Consider the following 17,346-nt stretch of genomic DNA (forward strand, 5'->3'; position numbering starts at 1 on the left):
TTCTAAGATTTGTCCTTGCCGGCGACCGGGACCGGCTTCTTCTGCACGCGGCTCGTGTGCTTGGGTTCCGGCTTGAGGATGCCCGTAACCGATTTCTCGTCCACGAGGTATTCCTGCGCGACCTTGCGGACATCGTCCACGGTCACGGCCTTGATACGGTTCGGCCAGTCCTCCACATCCTCAATGCTCAGCCCGGCCGCCAGGCGCCAGCCATATTGGCGGGCCACGCGCGAGATTGAATCGGACGAATACACATACTCGGCGAGGAGCCCGGCGCGGGCGCGGTCCAGCTCGTCTTGGGTCACGCCGTTTTCGCGGATGTCTGCAATCACCGCGTCGACCGCGGCTTCCATCTGTTCGGGCGTATTCTTCTCGCCGGCGATCGCGTAGAAACCCATCCGCCCTGAGTCGAGGCCCGAGTCAGAGTACCAGCCGCCCGCGGACGCGGCCACTTTCTCCTTCATGACAAGGTGCTTGTAGACCCGGCCTGTGGTGCCATGGACCATGACACGTGCAAGGAGGTCGAGCGCTTCGGCTTCGCCAGGCTTCGCGGACGCGTAGCTCGGCGCGATGTAGTAACGCTCCACGGTGGTGCGCCCGGCACGGGGATCCTCGAGCGTTACGGTGACGGAGCCGTCGTGCTCCGGTTCCGTGGGACGCGTGCGCTCGATGGCTTCGCCATGTCTTGGAATCTTGCCGAAGGTCTCCTCGGCCAACACCAGCACGTCGTCCGGCTCCACATCGCCAGCGACGATGAGAATGGCGTTCTCCGGCGCGTAGAAGCGGTCGTAGAAGGAAAGCGCGTCCTCGCGATCGAGCTGCTTCATCTCATGTTCCCAGCCGATGACGGGAATGCCATAGGGATGATTGCGGTAGAGCGCGGCCATCATCTGCTCTTGCAGGAGGCTGGCCGGATCGTTGTCGACCCGGGACCGGCGCTCTTCAAGGATCACATCGCGCTCGGTGTTCACATCCGTCTCCGACAGACGCAGATTCGCCATTCGGTCCGCCTCCATCTCCATCACGGAGGCCAAACGATCCTTGGCGACCCGCTGGAAATAGGCGGTGACGTCTTGATTGGTAAAGGCGTTGTCGTCGCCGCCTTTCCGCGCGATCATCTTGGAGAACTGGCCCGCCGGAATGTTTTCCGTCCCCTTGAACATCAGATGTTCGAGGAAGTGGGCGATGCCCGAAACGCCGGGTGGCTCGTCGGCAGCGCCGGCCTTGTACCAGACCATCTGCGTCACAATTGGCGCACGGTGGTCCGGAATCACGACTACGTCGAGGCCGTTCTCAAGGGTGAACTCAATGGCCTTCTTCGCGGATTTTTCCGGGGAGGCAGTAAGCACGGGGGCGCTGTCGGCCTCGGCAGCAATGGCGGCAACTGGCATCGATAGACTCACCAAGGTTGTGACCAAACCGGCCCTTAAGCGGGACGCGGCGATCCAGTGTTCGAACATTCATCGCACCTTTGGCGGAACGCCAGAGCAAGTGGAGGCAAGCAAACGCCACAGCGGCCTTAACGTTTCAGGGATCGTACCCTACCCTAGATGTTGGACGTCCGATCAGTTGTTTCAAGAAAATGTAGCCTTCAATTCGCGGCGGCCAAACTTACAGATTCGAAAGGTTGAAGGGCGTCGCACGCCTTTTCGCCGCGACCCAAGAGCCCTGCAGGCCCAACGGGTGCGCCGCCGGCCAAACAAGCTGGCCTAAAACGTGTTCCTCCGGGAGTCCGAACCGCTCTTGTAGCTGTCGGGTACGGCAGGATTGAAGGCTTCCTTATTCCGACTCGGGAGCGGCGCTTCCGCTTGATGCGGCGTGATCGCCTGCTTGCGCGTTGCAACAGCTGAACCTGGCACGGCGTCGGACGAATCCGGCTCCGGCACATCGGCCACCGGCTCCTCGACCGTCTTATTCCCCTTGAACAGCTTGTCGAGTAGCGTTTCCTTGCCCGCGTAGGCATTGAGCGGATCGTTGGCCTTGGCCACCTCTGCGTCCACAGCCTCCTGCTCCTTGACCTCCCGGACCCGCACTTTCTCGGGGTCCTCCGGCCAATCTTGGCGGTTGGCGGCTACGGACCGGGCTTCAGTGGGCGTCGGCAGTCGCTGAAGGTTGGGCGGCACGATAAGCGGCGCCCGCGACGACATCGTCGGATCAGGCTTCTTGGCGGTGCTGCCGGAAAGCCCGGCATAGTCAAAGATCTTGCCTTCGAGTTCGACACCACCTCCGCAACCGCTTAGGAGTGTCGCGCAGAGAAGCGCCGCCGCGATCCGTCCGAGCCGATTTCCGGCGCTTATGATGGTGATGTGCCCCAAGAAGTCCCCTCAAATCCGGTAGAACCTGGATTTATTCACATATTAGAGGGGTTTCCGGCCTTTTTATGACCCCCGAACAAGGAGTCATACAGAAGTCCGACAACCCCGGCAACTATGGCGACATCGGCAACATTGAAGATGTACCACTGAAATCCGAAGGCGTGAAATGAGTAGAAATCAGCCACTGCGCCATGGACGGCCCGGTCAATGGCGTTGCCGACGGCCCCGCCGACAATGAGCCCAATGGCAATCGCTGTCAGGGCCGTCGTGATCCGGGCCAGCCAAATGATCAGAGCAAGGCTCACAAAAACCGCGAAAGCGACGAGCGCCAAACGCCCCATAAGGCCGTCTTGCTGGAACAGCCCGTAGCTGATGCCTTTGTTCCACACCAGGATGAGGTCGAAGAACGGGGTGACCGCCACAGGCTGCTTGCTGCCGATGTCGAAGACATAGAGCATCCAGAGCTTGTTCCCCTGGTCGGCAAGAGCGACCAACCCTGCCACAATCAACCCAAGCGGCGAATAGGGTCCCCAAAACCAGCGACGGATCATGGCACTACCCCGCCCGTCCCGCGCGCCGGTCGAACTGGCGCACGGCTTCGGCGTCGCGGGGCGACAATGTCGGGAACTCGGGGTCGCCCCCCACTTCGGCAAGGATTTTCCAGGACCTTGCGCACTTTTGGCCTTCCGCACGGGCGAAGACGACCGCTACGGTAGGCACATCCTCCAGCCGGAAGGCATCCGCCGGTCCTTCGCCTGCGACAAGGCTTGCCCCGCTAGTGATCGCGATCTCGGCGAGATCTAGACCCTCAAGCGCGCTGCGGAGATCGTCATCCGCCACGTGGACCAGCGGCGATGCTTCCAGGCTCGAGCCGATGCGCCGTTCGCGCCGTTCGATTTCCAGCGCGCCGGTCACGACACGTCGGATCTGCCGCACCTTGTGCCACTTGTCCCGCAGTGCCGCGTCGTCCCACGCGTCCGGCACATCCGGGAAGTCGCGCAAGTGCACCGATCCCTTGTCGTTGGGGAAGCGCGTCAGCCACGCCTCTTCCATGGTGAAGCACAGCATGGGCGCGAGCCACGCGCTGAGCGTGGCGAAGAGCCGGTCCATGACCGTGAGCGCCGCGCGCCGCGTAAGGCTGTCGTGCGGATCGCAATAGAGCGCATCTTTGCGGATATCCAAATAGAACGCCGACAGATCGTTCACGCAGAAATTCAGGAGCATATGGAAGATGCGCTTGAAGTCGTAGACGATGTACCCCTCTCGCACCAACGCATCGAGCTCGGCGATCCGCGCCAGCATGTAGCGCTCGAGCTCTGGCATCTCGTCGTAGCCGACCGTGAGATCGTCGCGGTAATGGGTGAGATTGCCGAGCAGGAAGCGCAGCGTGTTCCGCAGGCGGCGATAAGAGTCCACGTTGGCCTTGACGATATCGGGCCCGATCCGCAAATCGTCAGCATAGTCGGAACTCATTGCCCAGAGACGCAAGATCTCGGCGCCCGACTGGCGGATCACGTCTTGCGGTGACACCACATTGCCGAGCGACTTCGACATTTTGCGCCCATCCTCGTCATTCACGAAGCCATGGGTGAGGACCTCGTCGAAAGGTGCGCGGCCGCGCGTTCCGCAACCTGCGAGCAACGAGGATTGGAACCAGCCGCGATGCTGGTCAGAACCTTCCAGATAGAGCGAGGCCGGCCATTTCAGATCGGGGCGCTGCTCCAGGACGAAGGCGTGGGTTGAGCCTGAGTCGAACCAGACATCCAGAATGTCCCCGACCTTTTCCCAGGCAGCCGGGTCGTCCACGAGCCCATCCAGAAAACGCTCCGTCGCACCGTCCACGAACCAAGCGTCCGCGCCCTCCGCCTCGAAGGCTGTGACGATGCGGTCGATCAATTCGCCCGAAGCGTTGAAATCGCCGCGTGGAATAACCTCGCCCGTCTCCTTGTGCACGAACACGGTAATCGGCACGCCCCAAGCCCGTTGGCGCGAGACCACCCAGTCGGGGCGCGTCTCAACCATGCCCTTAATGCGCTTCTCGCCTTGCGGCGGCACGAAGCGCGTCGTGTCGATGGCGTCGAGCGCGCGGGCCCGCAAGCTCTCGCCATTGTCGAAGTCCTCGTCCATTGCAATGAACCATTGCGGCGTCGCCCGAAAAATGATCGGCTTCTTGGACCGCCAGGAATGCGGATAGTCGTGTTTGTAGCGGGCGCGTGCCAACAGCGCCTTCGCTTCGACCAGCGCCCGAATGACGGTCTCGTTGGCGTCGCCGAACTTGCCCTTGTCGTTGACCACGCGGCGCCCCTCGAAGCGCGGCGCATCCTTCGTGAAGAAGCCTGCCTCGCCGACCGTGAAGGGGATCGCCTTGTCGATATGACGATCGCGCAATAGCGCCTCGCTCGCCGACCAGACCTCGAAATCGTCCGCGCCATGACCGGGGGCTGTGTGCACGAAGCCGGTACCGGCTTCGTCCGTGACGTGGTCGCCCGCGAGCAGCGGTACCTTGAACCGGTACGCGTCCTCATCTCGCAAGGGGTGAGCGCACATCGATTGGCCAAGCATGCCGGTGGTCACATTGCCGATCCGGCTCCAGCCCTCAATGCGGGCTGCGGTCTTGACCGTCTCGGCCAGCGCGTCCGCCAGGATCAGCCGCTCGCCGACCTTGGCCCAATTCTCTTCCGGCGCCTGCGTCACCTCGTAAAGGCCATAGGCGATCGAGGGCGAATAGGAGACAGCGCGGTTGCCCGGAATTGTCCAGGGCGTAGTCGTCCAGATCACGACCGAGGCATGCTGCAAAAACGCCGGGTCCGGATTGTCGTCGGCAGCGAACATGACCGGGAACTTCACATAGATCGCCGGGCTTTCGATCTCCTGGTACTCGACTTCGGCCTCGGCCAGGGCGGTGCGCTCCACCACGGACCACATCACGGGCTTAGACCCGCGATAGAGCAGCCCATTCATCGCGAACTTCATCAGCTCTCGTGCGATGGTGGATTCGGCCTTGTAGTTCATCGTGGTGTACGGATGGTCCCAATCGCCTTCGATGCCCAGACGCTTGAACTCTTCGCGCTGCACGTCGAGCCAGTGTGCCGCATAGGCACGGCACTCGCGGCGGAACGCGACGATCGCGTCCGAATCCGCGAAGTCTGGCTTGGACAGGCCCTTAGCCCGGTACTTTTCTTCCTCGACCTTCCATTCGATGGGAAGGCCGTGGCAGTCCCAGCCCGGCACGTAGTTGGCGTCCTTTCCCATCATGGACTGCGACCGGCAGATCACATCTTTCAGGATTTTGTTGAGCGCGTGCCCGATATGAAGATGGCCGTTCGCGTAGGGCGGCCCATCGTGCAGCACGAACTTGTCTTGGGTCCGACCTTTCTCGCGCAAACGCTCATAGAGGCCGAGCTCGGCCCAGCGCTGCAGCAGTTCCGGTTCGCGCTTTGGCAAGCCCGCCTTCATCGGAAAGTCGGTCTTGGGCAGGAACAGAGTCTCGCTCCAAACGCGCTCCGTTTGCGGCTGAACCGGCTTCGGCTCCGGCGGGGGTGGAACGCGCGTCGTGTTATCCGTCATCTCAGTCTTTTTCGTAATGGTCTTGTTCGTCGTGGGCTTGGGCGCTGCGGGTTTTCGGGACGCCGTTTTCTTCTTCACGACGGCCTTCGTCTTCTTGCTCGTGACGGCCTTCGTCTTGGGCGCACGCACCGATTTCGGTGCCGCGGGTTTGGCCGCAACGCGGGTCTTGGTCGCGGACTTCTTCGCCGCGCTCGTCTTTACAGGTTTTTCGGGCGTCGTTTTTCTAACAACTGTCTTTTTGGCGACCTTCTTCGGTGCAGCCTTCTTAGCTACGACCCTCTCAGCGGCAGTCTTCTTCGCGGCCTTCTTAGCTAGAAACTTTTTGGCAGAGGCCTTTTTGACCAACTTCTTCGACGCATGTTTCTTGGCCGTAGCCTTCTCGACGGCTGGCTTCCTCACCGCCGATTTCCGCGCCGCCGTGACTGACGTTTTCGCCTTGGCTGCCGTGTTCTTTGTCTTGCTCGACGTCTTCTTCGTATTGCGCGCAGGGCTGGCGGCGGATTTGCCGCTCTTCGACTTGGTGACCATGATTTCTATGTCCGCCCGGGTTCGGCCTTCGGTTTGTCCACCTGGCCGCGATTCGATTTGCGAGGCGTTCTAGCAACCGGGCTGGCCACAATCCAGTGTTCGCGTCGCGAGCGCGGCGCCCAGCGGAAATCGCCGCATGGGATCGTCGGCCGCGACGCCGGCCAAAACGGCCCGTGCGGCCTCGCAGTCTTTGTCCATTTGTGCCGCGAGCGCCTCCGCGGAGGCAAAGGTCTCGTCTGGGCGAATGAAATCGATGAACTCGACTTCGATGGTCTGATCGTAGAGTTCGCCGGAGAAGTCGAACAGAAAGGCCTCGAGCGCCGGTTCGCCGGCGCCGAATGTCGGACGAGGCCCCACATAACCCGCCGCATCGTGACGGCCTCCCGCGTGGTGGACACGCATGGCGTAGATGCCATGGCACACATCCTGGCCCGGCAGCAGCGCGAAATTGACTGTCGGAAAGCCGAGGCCCTGCCCCCTCCCCGCCCCATGGGCAACAGCCCCCCGGACTCGCCACCAATAGCCGAGCTGTTCAGCGGCATCGCGCACACGGCCCTTGAATAGGTGATCCCGGATCGCGCTGGAGGCGAAGACCATCTCACCCCCGAGCCGGACCGGTTCAACCACGTCGACCCCGTATCCCTGGGTCTCGCCCGACGCCGCAAGATGCGCGACCGTACCGGCGCGCCCTTTGCCGTAGGTGAAATCGTAGCCCACCACCACATGGCGCGCGCCGAACGCCTCGCCCAAGACATCCGCGGCGAAGGCATCGGCCGATAGATCGGCAAGGGCTTTGTCGAAAGGCAGGACGAAAGCGACGTCGAGGCCGAGCGCCTCAAGCAGTTCCAGCTTCACCGGCAGAGGCGTCAGCCGAAAAAAGGGGCTGCCAGGCGCAAAGAACTCACGCGGATGCGGTTCGAAGATTACGGCGCCGGCCTTTCGGCCTTCGGCCGCTGCAATCGCCTTGGCCACGCCGAGAACGGCCTGGTGCCCGCGATGGACGCCGTCGAAGTTTCCGATGGCCAGGACCGCACCTTTCAGGTCTGGCGGCGTCTCCCGCCAGGAGCGGACGATGTCCATCTGAAATCCTTCGGGTTTGTCCGGACTAGTCGCCGGAGGGCCGGCGTGAAACCATCATAAGCGCTTCACCGGTCAGGACGGGTTTGTCGTTCACTGCGCAGACGCAATCGAACGACACGCGCCCCTTCTCCAGATCGACATTGCTCACGGTGCAGGTCGCGACAAGCTCGTCGCCGATAAAAACCGGACCTTTGAACTTCATGGTCTGGGATAGGTATACGCAGCCTGGTCCCGGCAGCTTGGTCCCCAGCACCGTGGAGAAAAGCGAACCCGTCAGGAAGCCATGCGCAATACGCTTCTTGAAGATCGTTCCGGCCGCGAACTCTTCGTTCAGGTGCACGGGATTGATGTCGCCAGACAGCTCGGCAAACGCGGTGATGTCCTCGTTCGTCACGGTCTTGGAGACGCTGGCCTCCATTCCGGGCGACAAATCTTCCAGATAGTAGCCGTGATCGAGGCTCATTCGTTGTTCTCCCTACGGTGTTGGTGCTCTCAAGAGTGGCGCAAAATAGCGAAGGCCTTGCCGCGCCGCAACAGAACTCGACCGCCTGCACTTTTCGCAGAAAAACCTATATAGAACAGTTGTTTAAGACTTCGTTCACCAATTCTCCATAGCCTTGAGTGAGGCAGACGGAGGATGGCCATGGCAATCGATTTCAATATGCCGGTGCTCGTCGTCGACGATTACAGGACGATGGTCCGGATCATTCGCAACTTTCTGAGACAGCTTGGCTTTGAAGATGTGGACGGCGCCAGCGACGGCAGCGTGGCACTTGAGATGATGCACGAGAAAGACTATGGGCTCGTCATCTCCGATTGGAACATGGCGCCGATGACAGGCTACGACCTGCTGCGTGAGGTGCGTAAGGACTACGACCTCTCCCGCACCCCGTTCATCATGGTCACGGCGGACGGTACGTCCGAGAACCAGGTTGCGGCGAAGCGGGCCGGCGTTAGCGACTACCTCCAGAAACCGTTCAACGCGGCCACGCTGCGGTCGAAAATCGAGACGGCATTCGACGACCACTCGTAAGGGCGCTACCAGCGGAGCCTGCGCGTGGCGGCAATCGGCGGACTCGGCTCCTCGGCAAAGAGCGCCGATAAGTGCTCGGCGTCCAACAGCCCGACGTTCTCATCCGGGGCATGCAGCCGGCTTGCGACAAACACGGACGGCACGCCAAACACGCCGGCACCGACAATGTCGGTCTTAGCGCCATCGCCAATGGCGAGGACATCGGACTTTGCAACGGTTTCGCCGCGCGCCGCTGCGATTCCCGCGGCGGTTTCGAAGGCCAATTGGTAGACCGGCAGGTGCGGCTTGCCGGCATAGAAGGTCTTGCCGCCGAGCGTCTCATAGGCCGCAGCCAGCGCCCCGGCACAGTAGAGCAACTGGTGGCCGCGCTCGACCTTGTGGTCGGGGTTGGCGCAGATCATCAGCAGCTCGCGCGCTGCCAGACTCGACAATTGATCGACATAGTCCTCCGGCGTCTCGACCTCGTCGTCGAACAGGCCTGAGCAGACGATCAGCTCGGCGTCATCCGGGCCCGTCAGGGTGACCTCGGCGTTCTCGAAGATGGGCAGGTCGCGCGCGGGCCCCAAATGGAACACGCGGGCTCCCTTGTGCTTGGCGAGCTCGTGGCGCGTGAGATCGCCCGACGACACGGTGGCGTCGTAGGCGTCATCCGGCACCCTGATGAGGCGAAGCTGGTCCTGGAGATCGGGGCTCGGCCGTGGCGAATTGGACAACAGCACGACCACGCCACCCGCGTCCCGGAAGGCGCGCGTCGCCGCCGAGGCATCCGGAAAGGCATCGCGACCATTATGCATGACGCCCCAGATATCGACGAACCAGACATGTCGGCAGCCGCCGATTTCGCGGATGGAGTCGATCACGGGAATTTTGGGGGAAGCTTCCATGGCGCTCGGTTAGAGGCTCCCGCGCCGCCGGTCAAGACGGGTCGCTGCGGCCTGTCGAAGCGCTACGAGCAAATGCGGAGCGATGATAGGCTGTGGCAGGGCTGAAATTGCACAGCATCGCTAGGAGGCGACTATGCGCCGTTTTAATGGAATGGTTTGGATTGCAGGAATTGCAGCTATCGCGTTAGCCGGAGGCCCGGCTGCGGCCCTGACCCCGCACAGCTTGGAGTCAGGCGCGTCGATGGTCCGGCCTGTGATGGACCAGGAAAATCTCTCCGTCGAGGAAGATATGGAGCCCGGTAAGGTCCCCGGCGCCATGAAGGACTCCGGCGAGAAATCGATGCCCGCCCCTGATCGGCGAGGAGCTGCGGGCGACATGGAGGACGACGCCGTCAAGAAAGACCTGGACACAGGGGAGTAACAGGCGCAGCCCCGTCTCTGATTGGCGGCTTTGCGCGGGCTCAGCGCAGAGCGCGCCATGCGGAGGACCTTACGAGGCGCCGACGTTGGACAGCTCACGCGACAACGCGGTGTTCATCGGCTCGGCCGCGGCGAAGAGATGGCCTTGCGCCAGCTCAATGCCGTGGTCGATGAGGCGCGCGATGTCGCCTTCTTTCTCGACGTTCTCGACGATGAGCTGAATACCAGCCGCATCCAGGCGCCGCTTGAGATCGGCCGCGTTGCGGCCAGGTCCACCCAGGAACTCCGCCGCGCCAACCTTGGCGAAGCGGAAATTGCGGTCGCTCAACCCATCGAACCCGGTTTCCAGATCGACCACATTGTCGAGACAGTACCCGAAGCCCAGGCCCCCCAACGTTTCTAGGCAGCCGAGTTCGGATTCATTCAGCCCTTGCATCTCGGCCTGACTGATCTCGAAGATCAACCGCTCGCTGAGACTGGCGTTCTCCTCCATGAATTCGATTAACTCCGGAAAATAGTCGGGATCGAGCATGGAATGCATGGAGATATTGGCAAAGACGCCCTCAATCGGCGCATCGGGTCCGAGGCGCCGCAGCACCTGGACGGCGCGAACGACCAGGACGTTGTCGATCAGCGGCATAAGCGCAGAGCGCTTGGCCACGGGCATGTAATCACCCGGCATGACGATCTCGCCGTCGCCCTTCCGAAGGCGGGTAAGCCCTTCGAAGTAACGGACCTTGCGGCCGGGCAAGGTCACGGTCGGCTGCAGATAAAGGTCCACGCGACCCTGCTCGATGCCCTCGCGAATGATCTCGAGCATCGCGTCGTCGTCATCGTCCGGAAGGTCGTCATAGGCCAGTTCCTCATAAACCTCCTCCGGTTCGGGCTCCGGCTCCGGCTCAGGTTCCGGCTGCGCCGCGGCCAGCGCGGCAGCCAAAATGGCCTCTTCCCGGCCAAGCTCCTCGTCCTCGGTGCCGGCGTCCTCTTCAGCATCGGCCGGCTCGGGTTCCGGCTCGATCCACGCCTCCGGCTCTATTTCGTCAGTCGACGGCGACTCCGGTTCAGGCTCAAGAACCAGCTCCGGCTCGGGTTCCGGCTCGACAACGACTTCCGGCTCGACAATGACTTCCGGCTCCGCAATAACTTCGGGCTCGGGCTCGACAATGGGTTTGGGTTCTGGCTCCGACTCCATAGTGAGCTCGGGCTCTTCGATCGGCTCCGGGTCCAACTGGTGCTCGGATTTGAGCTCGATTTCGCCCTGTTCGTCCGCGGCACCGACCGCCGCCATACCGGTCAGCGCGGTACTAGCGGAGGCCGAGGTGCCCGAAAGCTGCCCTGCCATCCGGGCGATCAGCCCCTCGAGGGCACCCAGATCGTTGATGATCTTTTGGCGTTGCGCGCGGCTCTCATTGACGACCTCGGTGCGGACGGTTTCGATCCGCGCGTAGACATTTTCGAGGTCGGCGGACAGGCCCTCGGCGCTCGCGGGTCCGACCGCGCCACTCGCCAATTGCTGATCGAGCCGCTCCACCTTGTCATGGAGCGTGTGGAGCCGGGCCATGCCGTCTTCCACACGATCAAGCCGCTGCAAATCGATATCGATTACTTCGAGCGCTTGTTCAAGATCGTCGACGCGGTCTCCGCCGCCACCACCGCCGCCGACTCGGCCGATCCTGAAAAAAGTGGCCGCCATGACCAAGAACAGCGCGATAGCGCCGATGAGCACTGGCAAAAGCGGCAACCCGGCCTGCAAGTTCAAGCCGACGCCGAAGGCAGCCGCCGTCAGCGCCATGGCCACGAGAACGATCACGTCAAGCATTGCGAGCCCTCCTGACGCGGCACCAGATACCGTCAAGACCTGCCCAAATGAACGGCGCTCCCATGAAGGCATGGCATTGCCGTATCGATTGGTCCTGGCTGATCGCGCCGCCCCTCGCTTTGGAAATCATGGGCGACAGGCTATTGCAAAGCAACATCAAATTGGCAGCGAAGCGTCTTCGGAACGGCGCGCAGGCGTTTGAGCCGGTGCTCCGCGCGCTGGAAGCGCCGGCGTAGTTCAGTCCCGGGGCCGCGAGCACTTGTGCCTTGAAGCTCGCGTGCCCAATTTCCGGTCGCCGAACCGCGACGCTGCGACGAGGGCGTCGCGCCTCGTCAACCCTTTGGACTCCTCGGCATTTGCATGTCTTGACGCACGTGCAACGCGTGCGTACAAGCGGCATTGCTAGCACTCGGGAGATCTGAGTGCCAATCGACAGAGTTCCAGCAAATAGGAGCGCACATTCATGAAATTCCGTCCCCTGCATGACCGTGTCGTGGTCAAACGGCTCGAGGAAGAGCAGAAGACCAAAGGCGGGATCATCATTCCGGACACTGCGGCTGAGAAGCCGCAGACAGGCAAGATCGTCTCCGTGGGCCCTGGCGTCCGCGGCGAGGATGGCAAGATTCAGGCGCTTGGCGTGAAGGTCGGCGATAAAGTTTTGTTCGGCAAGTGGTCCGGCACCGAAGTGAAGCTCGATGGCGGCGACCTCCTCATAATGAAGGAGTCCGACATCATGGGTGTTCTCGGCTAACCGCCGAGCCCTTCGATCATCGAAACTCGATTTCCTAGTGCGGCCGCACCGATAAGCGGGCGCATTGGAGCGTCGATCCAAAACGGAGAGTAATTCAATGGCAGCAAAAGAAGTAGTGTTCGCCGCCCAGGCCCGTGAGCGCATGCTCAAGGGTGTCGACGTGCTTGCGAACGCTGTGAAAGTGACGCTCGGTCCCAAAGGCCGCAACGTCATTATCGACAAGTCGTTCGGTGCACCGCGCACCACGAAGGACGGCGTCACCGTGGCCAAGGAGATCGAGCTTGAAGACAAGTTCGAGAACATGGGCGCGCAGATGCTCAAAGAGGTCGCGTCCAAGACCAATGAGACCGCGGGCGACGGCACCACGACGGCGACCGTCCTGGCACAAGCTATCGTGCGCGAGGGCCTAAAGGCCGTGGCCGCCGGCATGAACCCGATGGACCTCAAGCGTGGCATCGACAAGGCCGTGGCCGAGGTCGTCAGCACCATCAAGAAGCAGTCCAAAGAAGTCTCGGGTTCGTCCGAGATCGCTCAGGTCGGCACGATCTCCGCCAATGGCGAGAAGGCTATCGGCGACATGATCGCTCAGGCCATGAAGAAGGTCGGCACTGAGGGTGTCATTACAGTCGAAGAAGCAAAGAGCCTCGATTCGGAGCTCGAAGTGGTCGAGGGCATGCAGTTCGATCGCGGCTACATCTCGCCCTACTTCGTCACCAATGCAGAGAAGATGACGACCGAGCTCGAAGACCCCTACATCCTGATTTACGAAAAGAAGTTATCGGGACTGCAGGCCATGCTGCCGCTGCTTGAGTCGGTTGTGCAGTCGGGCCGTCCGCTGCTCATTATCGCCGAGGACGTCGAGGGCGAGGCACTGGCCACGCTCGTGGTCAACAAGCTGCGCGGAGGCTTGAAGGTCGCGGCCGTGAAGGCGCCGGGGTTCGGCGATCGTCGCAAGGCCATGCTGCAGGACATTGCTGTCCTGACAGGCGGCGAGATGGTCTCCGAGGATCTCGGAATCAAGCTCGAGAACGTGACCGTGCAGATGCTCGGCAAGGCCAAGCGCGTCAACATCACCAAGGACGACACCACCATCGTTCGCGGTGGCGGCAAGAAGGACGAGATCGATGCGCGCGTCGCGCAGATCCGTCAGCAGATCGAGGACACGACGTCCGACTACGACCGTGAAAAGCTGCAGGAGCGTTTGGCGAAGCTCGCCGGCGGTGTTGCGGTGGTCAAGGTCGGCGGAGCCACCGAGATCGAGGTGAAGGAGAAGAAGGATCGCGTCGACGATGCGTTGAACGCTACCCGCGCGGCCGTCGAAGAAGGCATCGTGCCTGGTGGCGGCGTGGCGCTGCTTCATGCGGCCAAGGCTCTGAAGGTCAAGGGCGACAACGACGATCAGGAAGCCGGCGTGAATATCGTTCGCCGTGCGCTCCAGGCGCCGATCCGCCAGATCTCTGAGAATGCCGGTGTGGAAGGCTCCATTGTCGTCGGCAAGGTCATGGACCAGAAGTCGCCGACTTTTGGCTACGATGCCCAGAACGACACCTATGTCGATCTTATCGCCAAGGGCATCATCGACCCGGCAAAGGTCGTCCGCACGGCGCTGCAGGATGCAGCCTCCGTCGCCGGACTTCTCGTCACCACCGAGGCGGGAGTGGCCGAGACGCCGAAGAAGGACGATCCCATGCCGATGCCTCCGGGCGGCATGGACGGCATGGGCATGATGTAGCCCACGTCACTTCAGGCTAAGAACGACAAGGGCCGTCCTTTTCGGGGCGGCCCTTTTTGTTTGTCCCGTTGTTTACTGCGGGGAGAGCCGCTAGGGGGCGACCTGGCAGCCGCTCACCTTATCAAGCCCACTCAGTTTGCCCCAGTCGTTGGCCGGTACCTTGGGGAAGGACTTGCCGAAGTCCTGTTTTACCATCTCGAATTTGAGCGGTACGTTCGAGTTCTCCGGAAAATTGACGATCCAGAAATAATCATGGTTTCGGTCCGGCCATTCGCGCGGCACCCCCGGCAGAATGTCGAGGTGGAACAGCTGACGGAGCGTCACCGCAGCCTCGCGTTCAAATTTTTTGTCGAGTACGGGGTCGGCTATATGCCTGCGATCCCAAACCATGACGACCGTCTTTCCCCTCAGCGCCGGGTTGTTGAGAATGTTACCAGCCGCTTCGCGCGTGCGTTCATGCAGGGCCTCCTCCATCTTCTTTGCATCGTCCTGTGGCAACACTGAGTAGTGGATGATGGGCTTCCGCCAGCTCAACGAGGCGGGCGTCGCCGTGGCGACCGTGAGCGGGTCGATGGCGAAGAAGAAGGCGGGCGGCTCTTCCTCGCTGAAAAATGTCTTCGCGGCTTTGGCGCCAAGATAGTTGTAGCGCAAGCCTTGCGCCCGCTGGCTCCCCACCTCGCAGAGCTGCCAGGCATCCGCCGCCTCGGCGCTGGTGAGGATCACGATGCGCGCCGGCGCGGCCGCGGCCATGGCCGTCGTCAAGATGAGAAAAACACTCGCAGCAAAGGGGCGAAGCATCGGCAAACCACCTTTCGGGATGTTGTAGGACTTTCAGTGCGCGGCCTCCTCGGCGACGCGCTTCAGATTGGCCATGTGACGCTTGAGAATGCTGATCGTCAGTGGCTTGAACAGGACACCGAGGATCCGGGCGAGGCGCGATTGCAGAACCAGATCGGCCGCGTAGTCGAGACGGGTGGCATGCCCGGACGGCGGCAGCGCATAACGCACATCGACGCCGAACCGGCCGTCCGTCAGGCTCACGCCCAACAGCCGCTCCGGCTCGTAGGCCGTGACCAGCCCATCATAGGTTTTCTCGCGGCCGCCCTCATTGAGCGTCTGGCGGAAGGCCGTACCCACTGGGTCCTCGCGGTTTTGGCCGTCCGGGTAGCTGATATCGACCACTTCGGGCATCCACAGCGGGAGCTTGTTGTCGTCGTCCAGGAAGGACCAGACGACAGGCACGGGCGCGGCGATCTCGTTCTCGAAGATGATCCGCATGACCGCCGGAGGGTAGCTTTCTGTACCGCGCCCTGCCAGGGAACCCAACGAAAACGTGATCAGGCCGACAGCGCGCCCAGGATCGTCGCCTTGAGTTCGTTCGCGCGCGCATCCCAGCAGACACCCTTCGCCGCCAGGAGCTGGGCTTGCGATCTCAGGATCAGCCCGTCCTCAAGCACTTTCAGGTGGTTCGCCTTGAGCGTCGTACCCGTGCTCGTGATGTCCACGATCAACTCGGACGTACCCATGGCGGGTGTCGCCTCCGTAGCGCCGACGCTCTCCACGATCCGGTATCCGGTGACGCCCTTCTGCGCGAAGAACCGCCGGGTGAGGTTCGTGTATTTAGTGGCGACACGAAGCCCCCGGCCGTGACTGCGCGCAAACTGCTCGGCCACGTCTTCCAAATCCGCCATACGCGAGACATCGAGCCAGCACTTGGGCACGGCCACGACCACATCCGCATGGCCGAAACCAAGCGGCGCCAAAAAGTCGATCCGGCCGTCCACGTCGTGCACGGTCTCCCGCACCAGGTCTTCGCCCGTGATCCCGAGATGCACTCGGCCCGCACGCAATTGATGCACGATCTCGGCGGCGGAGGTGTACTCCACCGCGACATCGGGCAGCCCAACGAGTTCGCCGCGATAGCCGCGCTCGTGTCCCCTGACGCGTAAGGTGTAGCCCGCCGCTTCGAACAGCGCGGCGGCTTTCTCTTTGAGACGCCCCTTGGAGGGCACGGCGATGACGAGCGATGGCGTACTCATGACGACGCCCTCCCGACAGCAGCCAACAGGCGTTCGGTGTGAATGGCCGAACCCACGGCGGGCACAGCACACGGCGCACCGAGCGCTGTGAGGAGATTGTCGTAGCGCCCGCCGCCCGCAACAGGCTCCGTCTCACCCATCCCCGGCGCCTCGATCTGAAACACGAAGCCGGAATAGTATTCCAGCTTGCGGCCGAACTCCGTAGAGAGAGTCGCGGCGGCGAGATCGACTCCGGCCCCTTCGAGGAGGTCGCAGCGGCGCGCGAATACAACAATGGCGTCGTCGATGTCGAGGCCGGCGCCACGCGCGATCATCGCGATTTGCTCCACGGCTTCGCGCGGTTGGGCCGAAACCGCCAGATAATAGTCGATGACGGTGGCCACCTCCTTGGGCAGCGTGTCCGCATAAAGATCCGCCGTCTGATCGAGCAGACGGGCGGCGATCTCGCGCAGCGTTCGATTGCCCGCGACCGGAATGCCTTCGGCCTGGAGATAGGTTGAGACGACGTCTTCAGCCTCCGCCTGGCTCTTCCCGGCAAGCGTCTCGCAAAGCGCCGTCACGAGACCGTTCGGCGCGATGCGCTCGCCCTTCGCGAGCTTGTCGAGAAGGGCGTGGAAGCTCGGCGGACGCCAGAAATAGTGGCGCAGCTTGAGTCGCCAGCGCTCCGGCAGGTTCAGCGCATCGATCAACGCGTAGAACAGTGCGATATCGCCGAAGCAAAGACGGAAGTCGGACAGGCCTGCGCTCCGCACCGCCTCCGCGGCGAGGAGCAGTACCTCCACGTCGGCGGCGGCTTTGTCGGAAGCACCGAAACACTCCACGCCTGCCTGACGGAATTCGCGCGGGTGCATGGTGCTCGGCCCGAGTGGCTGAAAGCGGAAGGCAGGCCCGTTATAGCAATAGCGGGCTTCCTCACCCGCCCGCGGGTGGCGTTCGAGATAGAGGCGGGAGACAGGCACGGTGAGATCGGGACGCAGGCACAATTCCTCGCCCGCGAGATCGCTGAAGACGTAGGAGCGTGCACGCACCTGTTCGCCGATCTGATCGAGGAAGACGCCGGCAGGCTGTAGAATCGCGGGCGCGACGAACTCGTACCCGGCGCGCCCGAACAGGGCGACGAGATCGCGCGCCTGGCCTTCGAGGGCCTCGAACGCTTTGGCTGATTCGGCGGTCATGGT

The 17,346-nt window shown here is 62.3% G+C and carries 17 protein-coding genes; 5 read left to right on the forward strand and 12 right to left on the reverse strand.

Translation table 11 applies throughout. The features are described from left to right. Nucleotides 1–2 precede the first annotated feature (2 nt). From WBQ77_RS07120 to WBQ77_RS07145, 6 genes are all read right to left on the reverse strand, one after another. Complete coding sequence (locus WBQ77_RS07120) at nt 3–1,391, reverse strand: M16 family metallopeptidase (RefSeq protein ID WP_424059547.1); 1,389 nt, start codon at nt 1,389–1,391, stop codon at nt 3–5. 318 nt (nt 1,392–1,709) lie between these two features. Next, nucleotides 1,710–2,315 (reverse strand): hypothetical protein, encoded by a 606-nt coding sequence (locus WBQ77_RS07125; protein ID WP_424043108.1) that lies wholly within the window; start codon nt 2,313–2,315, stop codon nt 1,710–1,712. Nucleotides 2,316–2,350: 35 nt separating this feature from the next. Then, on the reverse strand, nt 2,351–2,866 hold the full coding sequence (lspA, locus tag WBQ77_RS07130) for a signal peptidase II (protein WP_424043110.1): 516 nt from the start codon (nt 2,864–2,866) through the stop codon (nt 2,351–2,353). Nucleotides 2,867–2,870: 4 nt separating this feature from the next. Further along, nucleotides 2,871–5,882 carry an isoleucine--tRNA ligase gene (ileS, locus tag WBQ77_RS07135; RefSeq protein WP_424043128.1) on the reverse strand — a complete coding sequence of 1,004 codons (3,012 nt, stop codon included), beginning with the start codon at nt 5,880–5,882 and terminating at the stop codon, nt 2,871–2,873. Between the two features lie 597 nt (nt 5,883–6,479). Beyond that, the gene (locus WBQ77_RS07140; protein ID WP_424043112.1) at nt 6,480–7,490 is read right to left on the reverse strand and encodes a bifunctional riboflavin kinase/FAD synthetase; all 1,011 of its coding nucleotides are present in this window, start codon (nt 7,488–7,490) and stop codon (nt 6,480–6,482) included. 25 nt (nt 7,491–7,515) lie between these two features. Then, nucleotides 7,516–7,953: a MaoC family dehydratase gene (locus WBQ77_RS07145; protein WP_424059549.1), complete on the reverse strand. Its 438-nt coding sequence runs from the start codon at nt 7,951–7,953 to the stop codon at nt 7,516–7,518. Nucleotides 7,954–8,133: 180 nt separating this feature from the next. Between WBQ77_RS07145 and WBQ77_RS07150 the strand changes: the two genes are divergently transcribed. Continuing rightward, a complete protein-coding gene (locus WBQ77_RS07150; RefSeq protein ID WP_424043116.1) occupies nt 8,134–8,523 on the forward strand; it encodes a response regulator in 390 nt (129 codons plus the stop codon). A gap of 5 nt (nt 8,524–8,528) precedes the next feature. On the opposite strand, the gene WBQ77_RS07155 is transcribed toward WBQ77_RS07150, so the two are convergent. After that, a complete protein-coding gene (locus WBQ77_RS07155) occupies nt 8,529–9,407 on the reverse strand; it encodes a TIGR01459 family HAD-type hydrolase (protein WP_424059551.1) in 879 nt (292 codons plus the stop codon). Nucleotides 9,408–9,648: 241 nt separating this feature from the next. Here WBQ77_RS07155 and WBQ77_RS07160 point away from each other — a divergent pair, with 241 nt between their 5' ends. After that, on the forward strand, nt 9,649–9,828 hold the full coding sequence (locus WBQ77_RS07160) for a hypothetical protein (RefSeq protein ID WP_424059552.1): 180 nt from the start codon (nt 9,649–9,651) through the stop codon (nt 9,826–9,828). 69 nt (nt 9,829–9,897) lie between these two features. Here WBQ77_RS07160 and WBQ77_RS07165 read toward each other — a convergent pair whose 3' ends face one another. Further along, a complete protein-coding gene (locus tag WBQ77_RS07165) occupies nt 9,898–11,646 on the reverse strand; it encodes an EAL domain-containing protein (protein ID WP_424059554.1) in 1,749 nt (582 codons plus the stop codon). Between the two features lie 47 nt (nt 11,647–11,693). Between WBQ77_RS07165 and WBQ77_RS07170 the strand changes: the two genes are divergently transcribed. The 3 genes from WBQ77_RS07170 to groL all read left to right on the forward strand — a co-directional run bounded on the left by WBQ77_RS07170 (nt 11,694) and on the right by groL (nt 14,129). After that, nucleotides 11,694–11,882: a hypothetical protein gene (locus tag WBQ77_RS07170; RefSeq protein ID WP_424059556.1), complete on the forward strand. Its 189-nt coding sequence runs from the start codon at nt 11,694–11,696 to the stop codon at nt 11,880–11,882. A 227-nt stretch (nt 11,883–12,109) separates the two neighbouring features. Next, a complete protein-coding gene (locus WBQ77_RS07175) occupies nt 12,110–12,397 on the forward strand; it encodes a co-chaperone GroES (protein WP_424041947.1) in 288 nt (95 codons plus the stop codon). A 97-nt stretch (nt 12,398–12,494) separates the two neighbouring features. After that, a complete protein-coding gene (groL, locus tag WBQ77_RS07180; RefSeq protein WP_424059557.1) occupies nt 12,495–14,129 on the forward strand; it encodes a chaperonin GroEL in 1,635 nt (544 codons plus the stop codon). Nucleotides 14,130–14,219: 90 nt separating this feature from the next. On the opposite strand, the gene WBQ77_RS07185 is transcribed toward groL, so the two are convergent. From WBQ77_RS07185 to WBQ77_RS07200, 4 genes are read right to left on the reverse strand one after another with little or no spacing between them, the layout of a single operon-like run. After that, nucleotides 14,220–14,927 carry a hypothetical protein gene (locus WBQ77_RS07185; protein ID WP_424059558.1) on the reverse strand — a complete coding sequence of 236 codons (708 nt, stop codon included), beginning with the start codon at nt 14,925–14,927 and terminating at the stop codon, nt 14,220–14,222. 33 nt (nt 14,928–14,960) lie between these two features. Next, the gene (locus WBQ77_RS07190; protein ID WP_424041944.1) at nt 14,961–15,407 is read right to left on the reverse strand and encodes an SRPBCC family protein; all 447 of its coding nucleotides are present in this window, start codon (nt 15,405–15,407) and stop codon (nt 14,961–14,963) included. A 59-nt stretch (nt 15,408–15,466) separates the two neighbouring features. Continuing rightward, nucleotides 15,467–16,168 carry an ATP phosphoribosyltransferase gene (gene hisG, locus WBQ77_RS07195; protein ID WP_424059560.1) on the reverse strand — a complete coding sequence of 234 codons (702 nt, stop codon included), beginning with the start codon at nt 16,166–16,168 and terminating at the stop codon, nt 15,467–15,469. Next, nucleotides 16,165–17,343, reverse strand: coding sequence for an ATP phosphoribosyltransferase regulatory subunit (locus WBQ77_RS07200; protein WP_424059562.1), 1,179 nt, complete (start codon nt 17,341–17,343; stop codon nt 16,165–16,167). The genes hisG and WBQ77_RS07200 overlap by 4 nt, the downstream gene beginning before the upstream one ends. Nucleotides 17,344–17,346 lie beyond the last annotated feature (3 nt).

Origin of the sequence: Methyloceanibacter sp. (assembly GCF_049590335.1) — a bacterium.
Lineage (GTDB): Bacteria > Pseudomonadota > Alphaproteobacteria > Rhizobiales > Methyloligellaceae > Methyloceanibacter.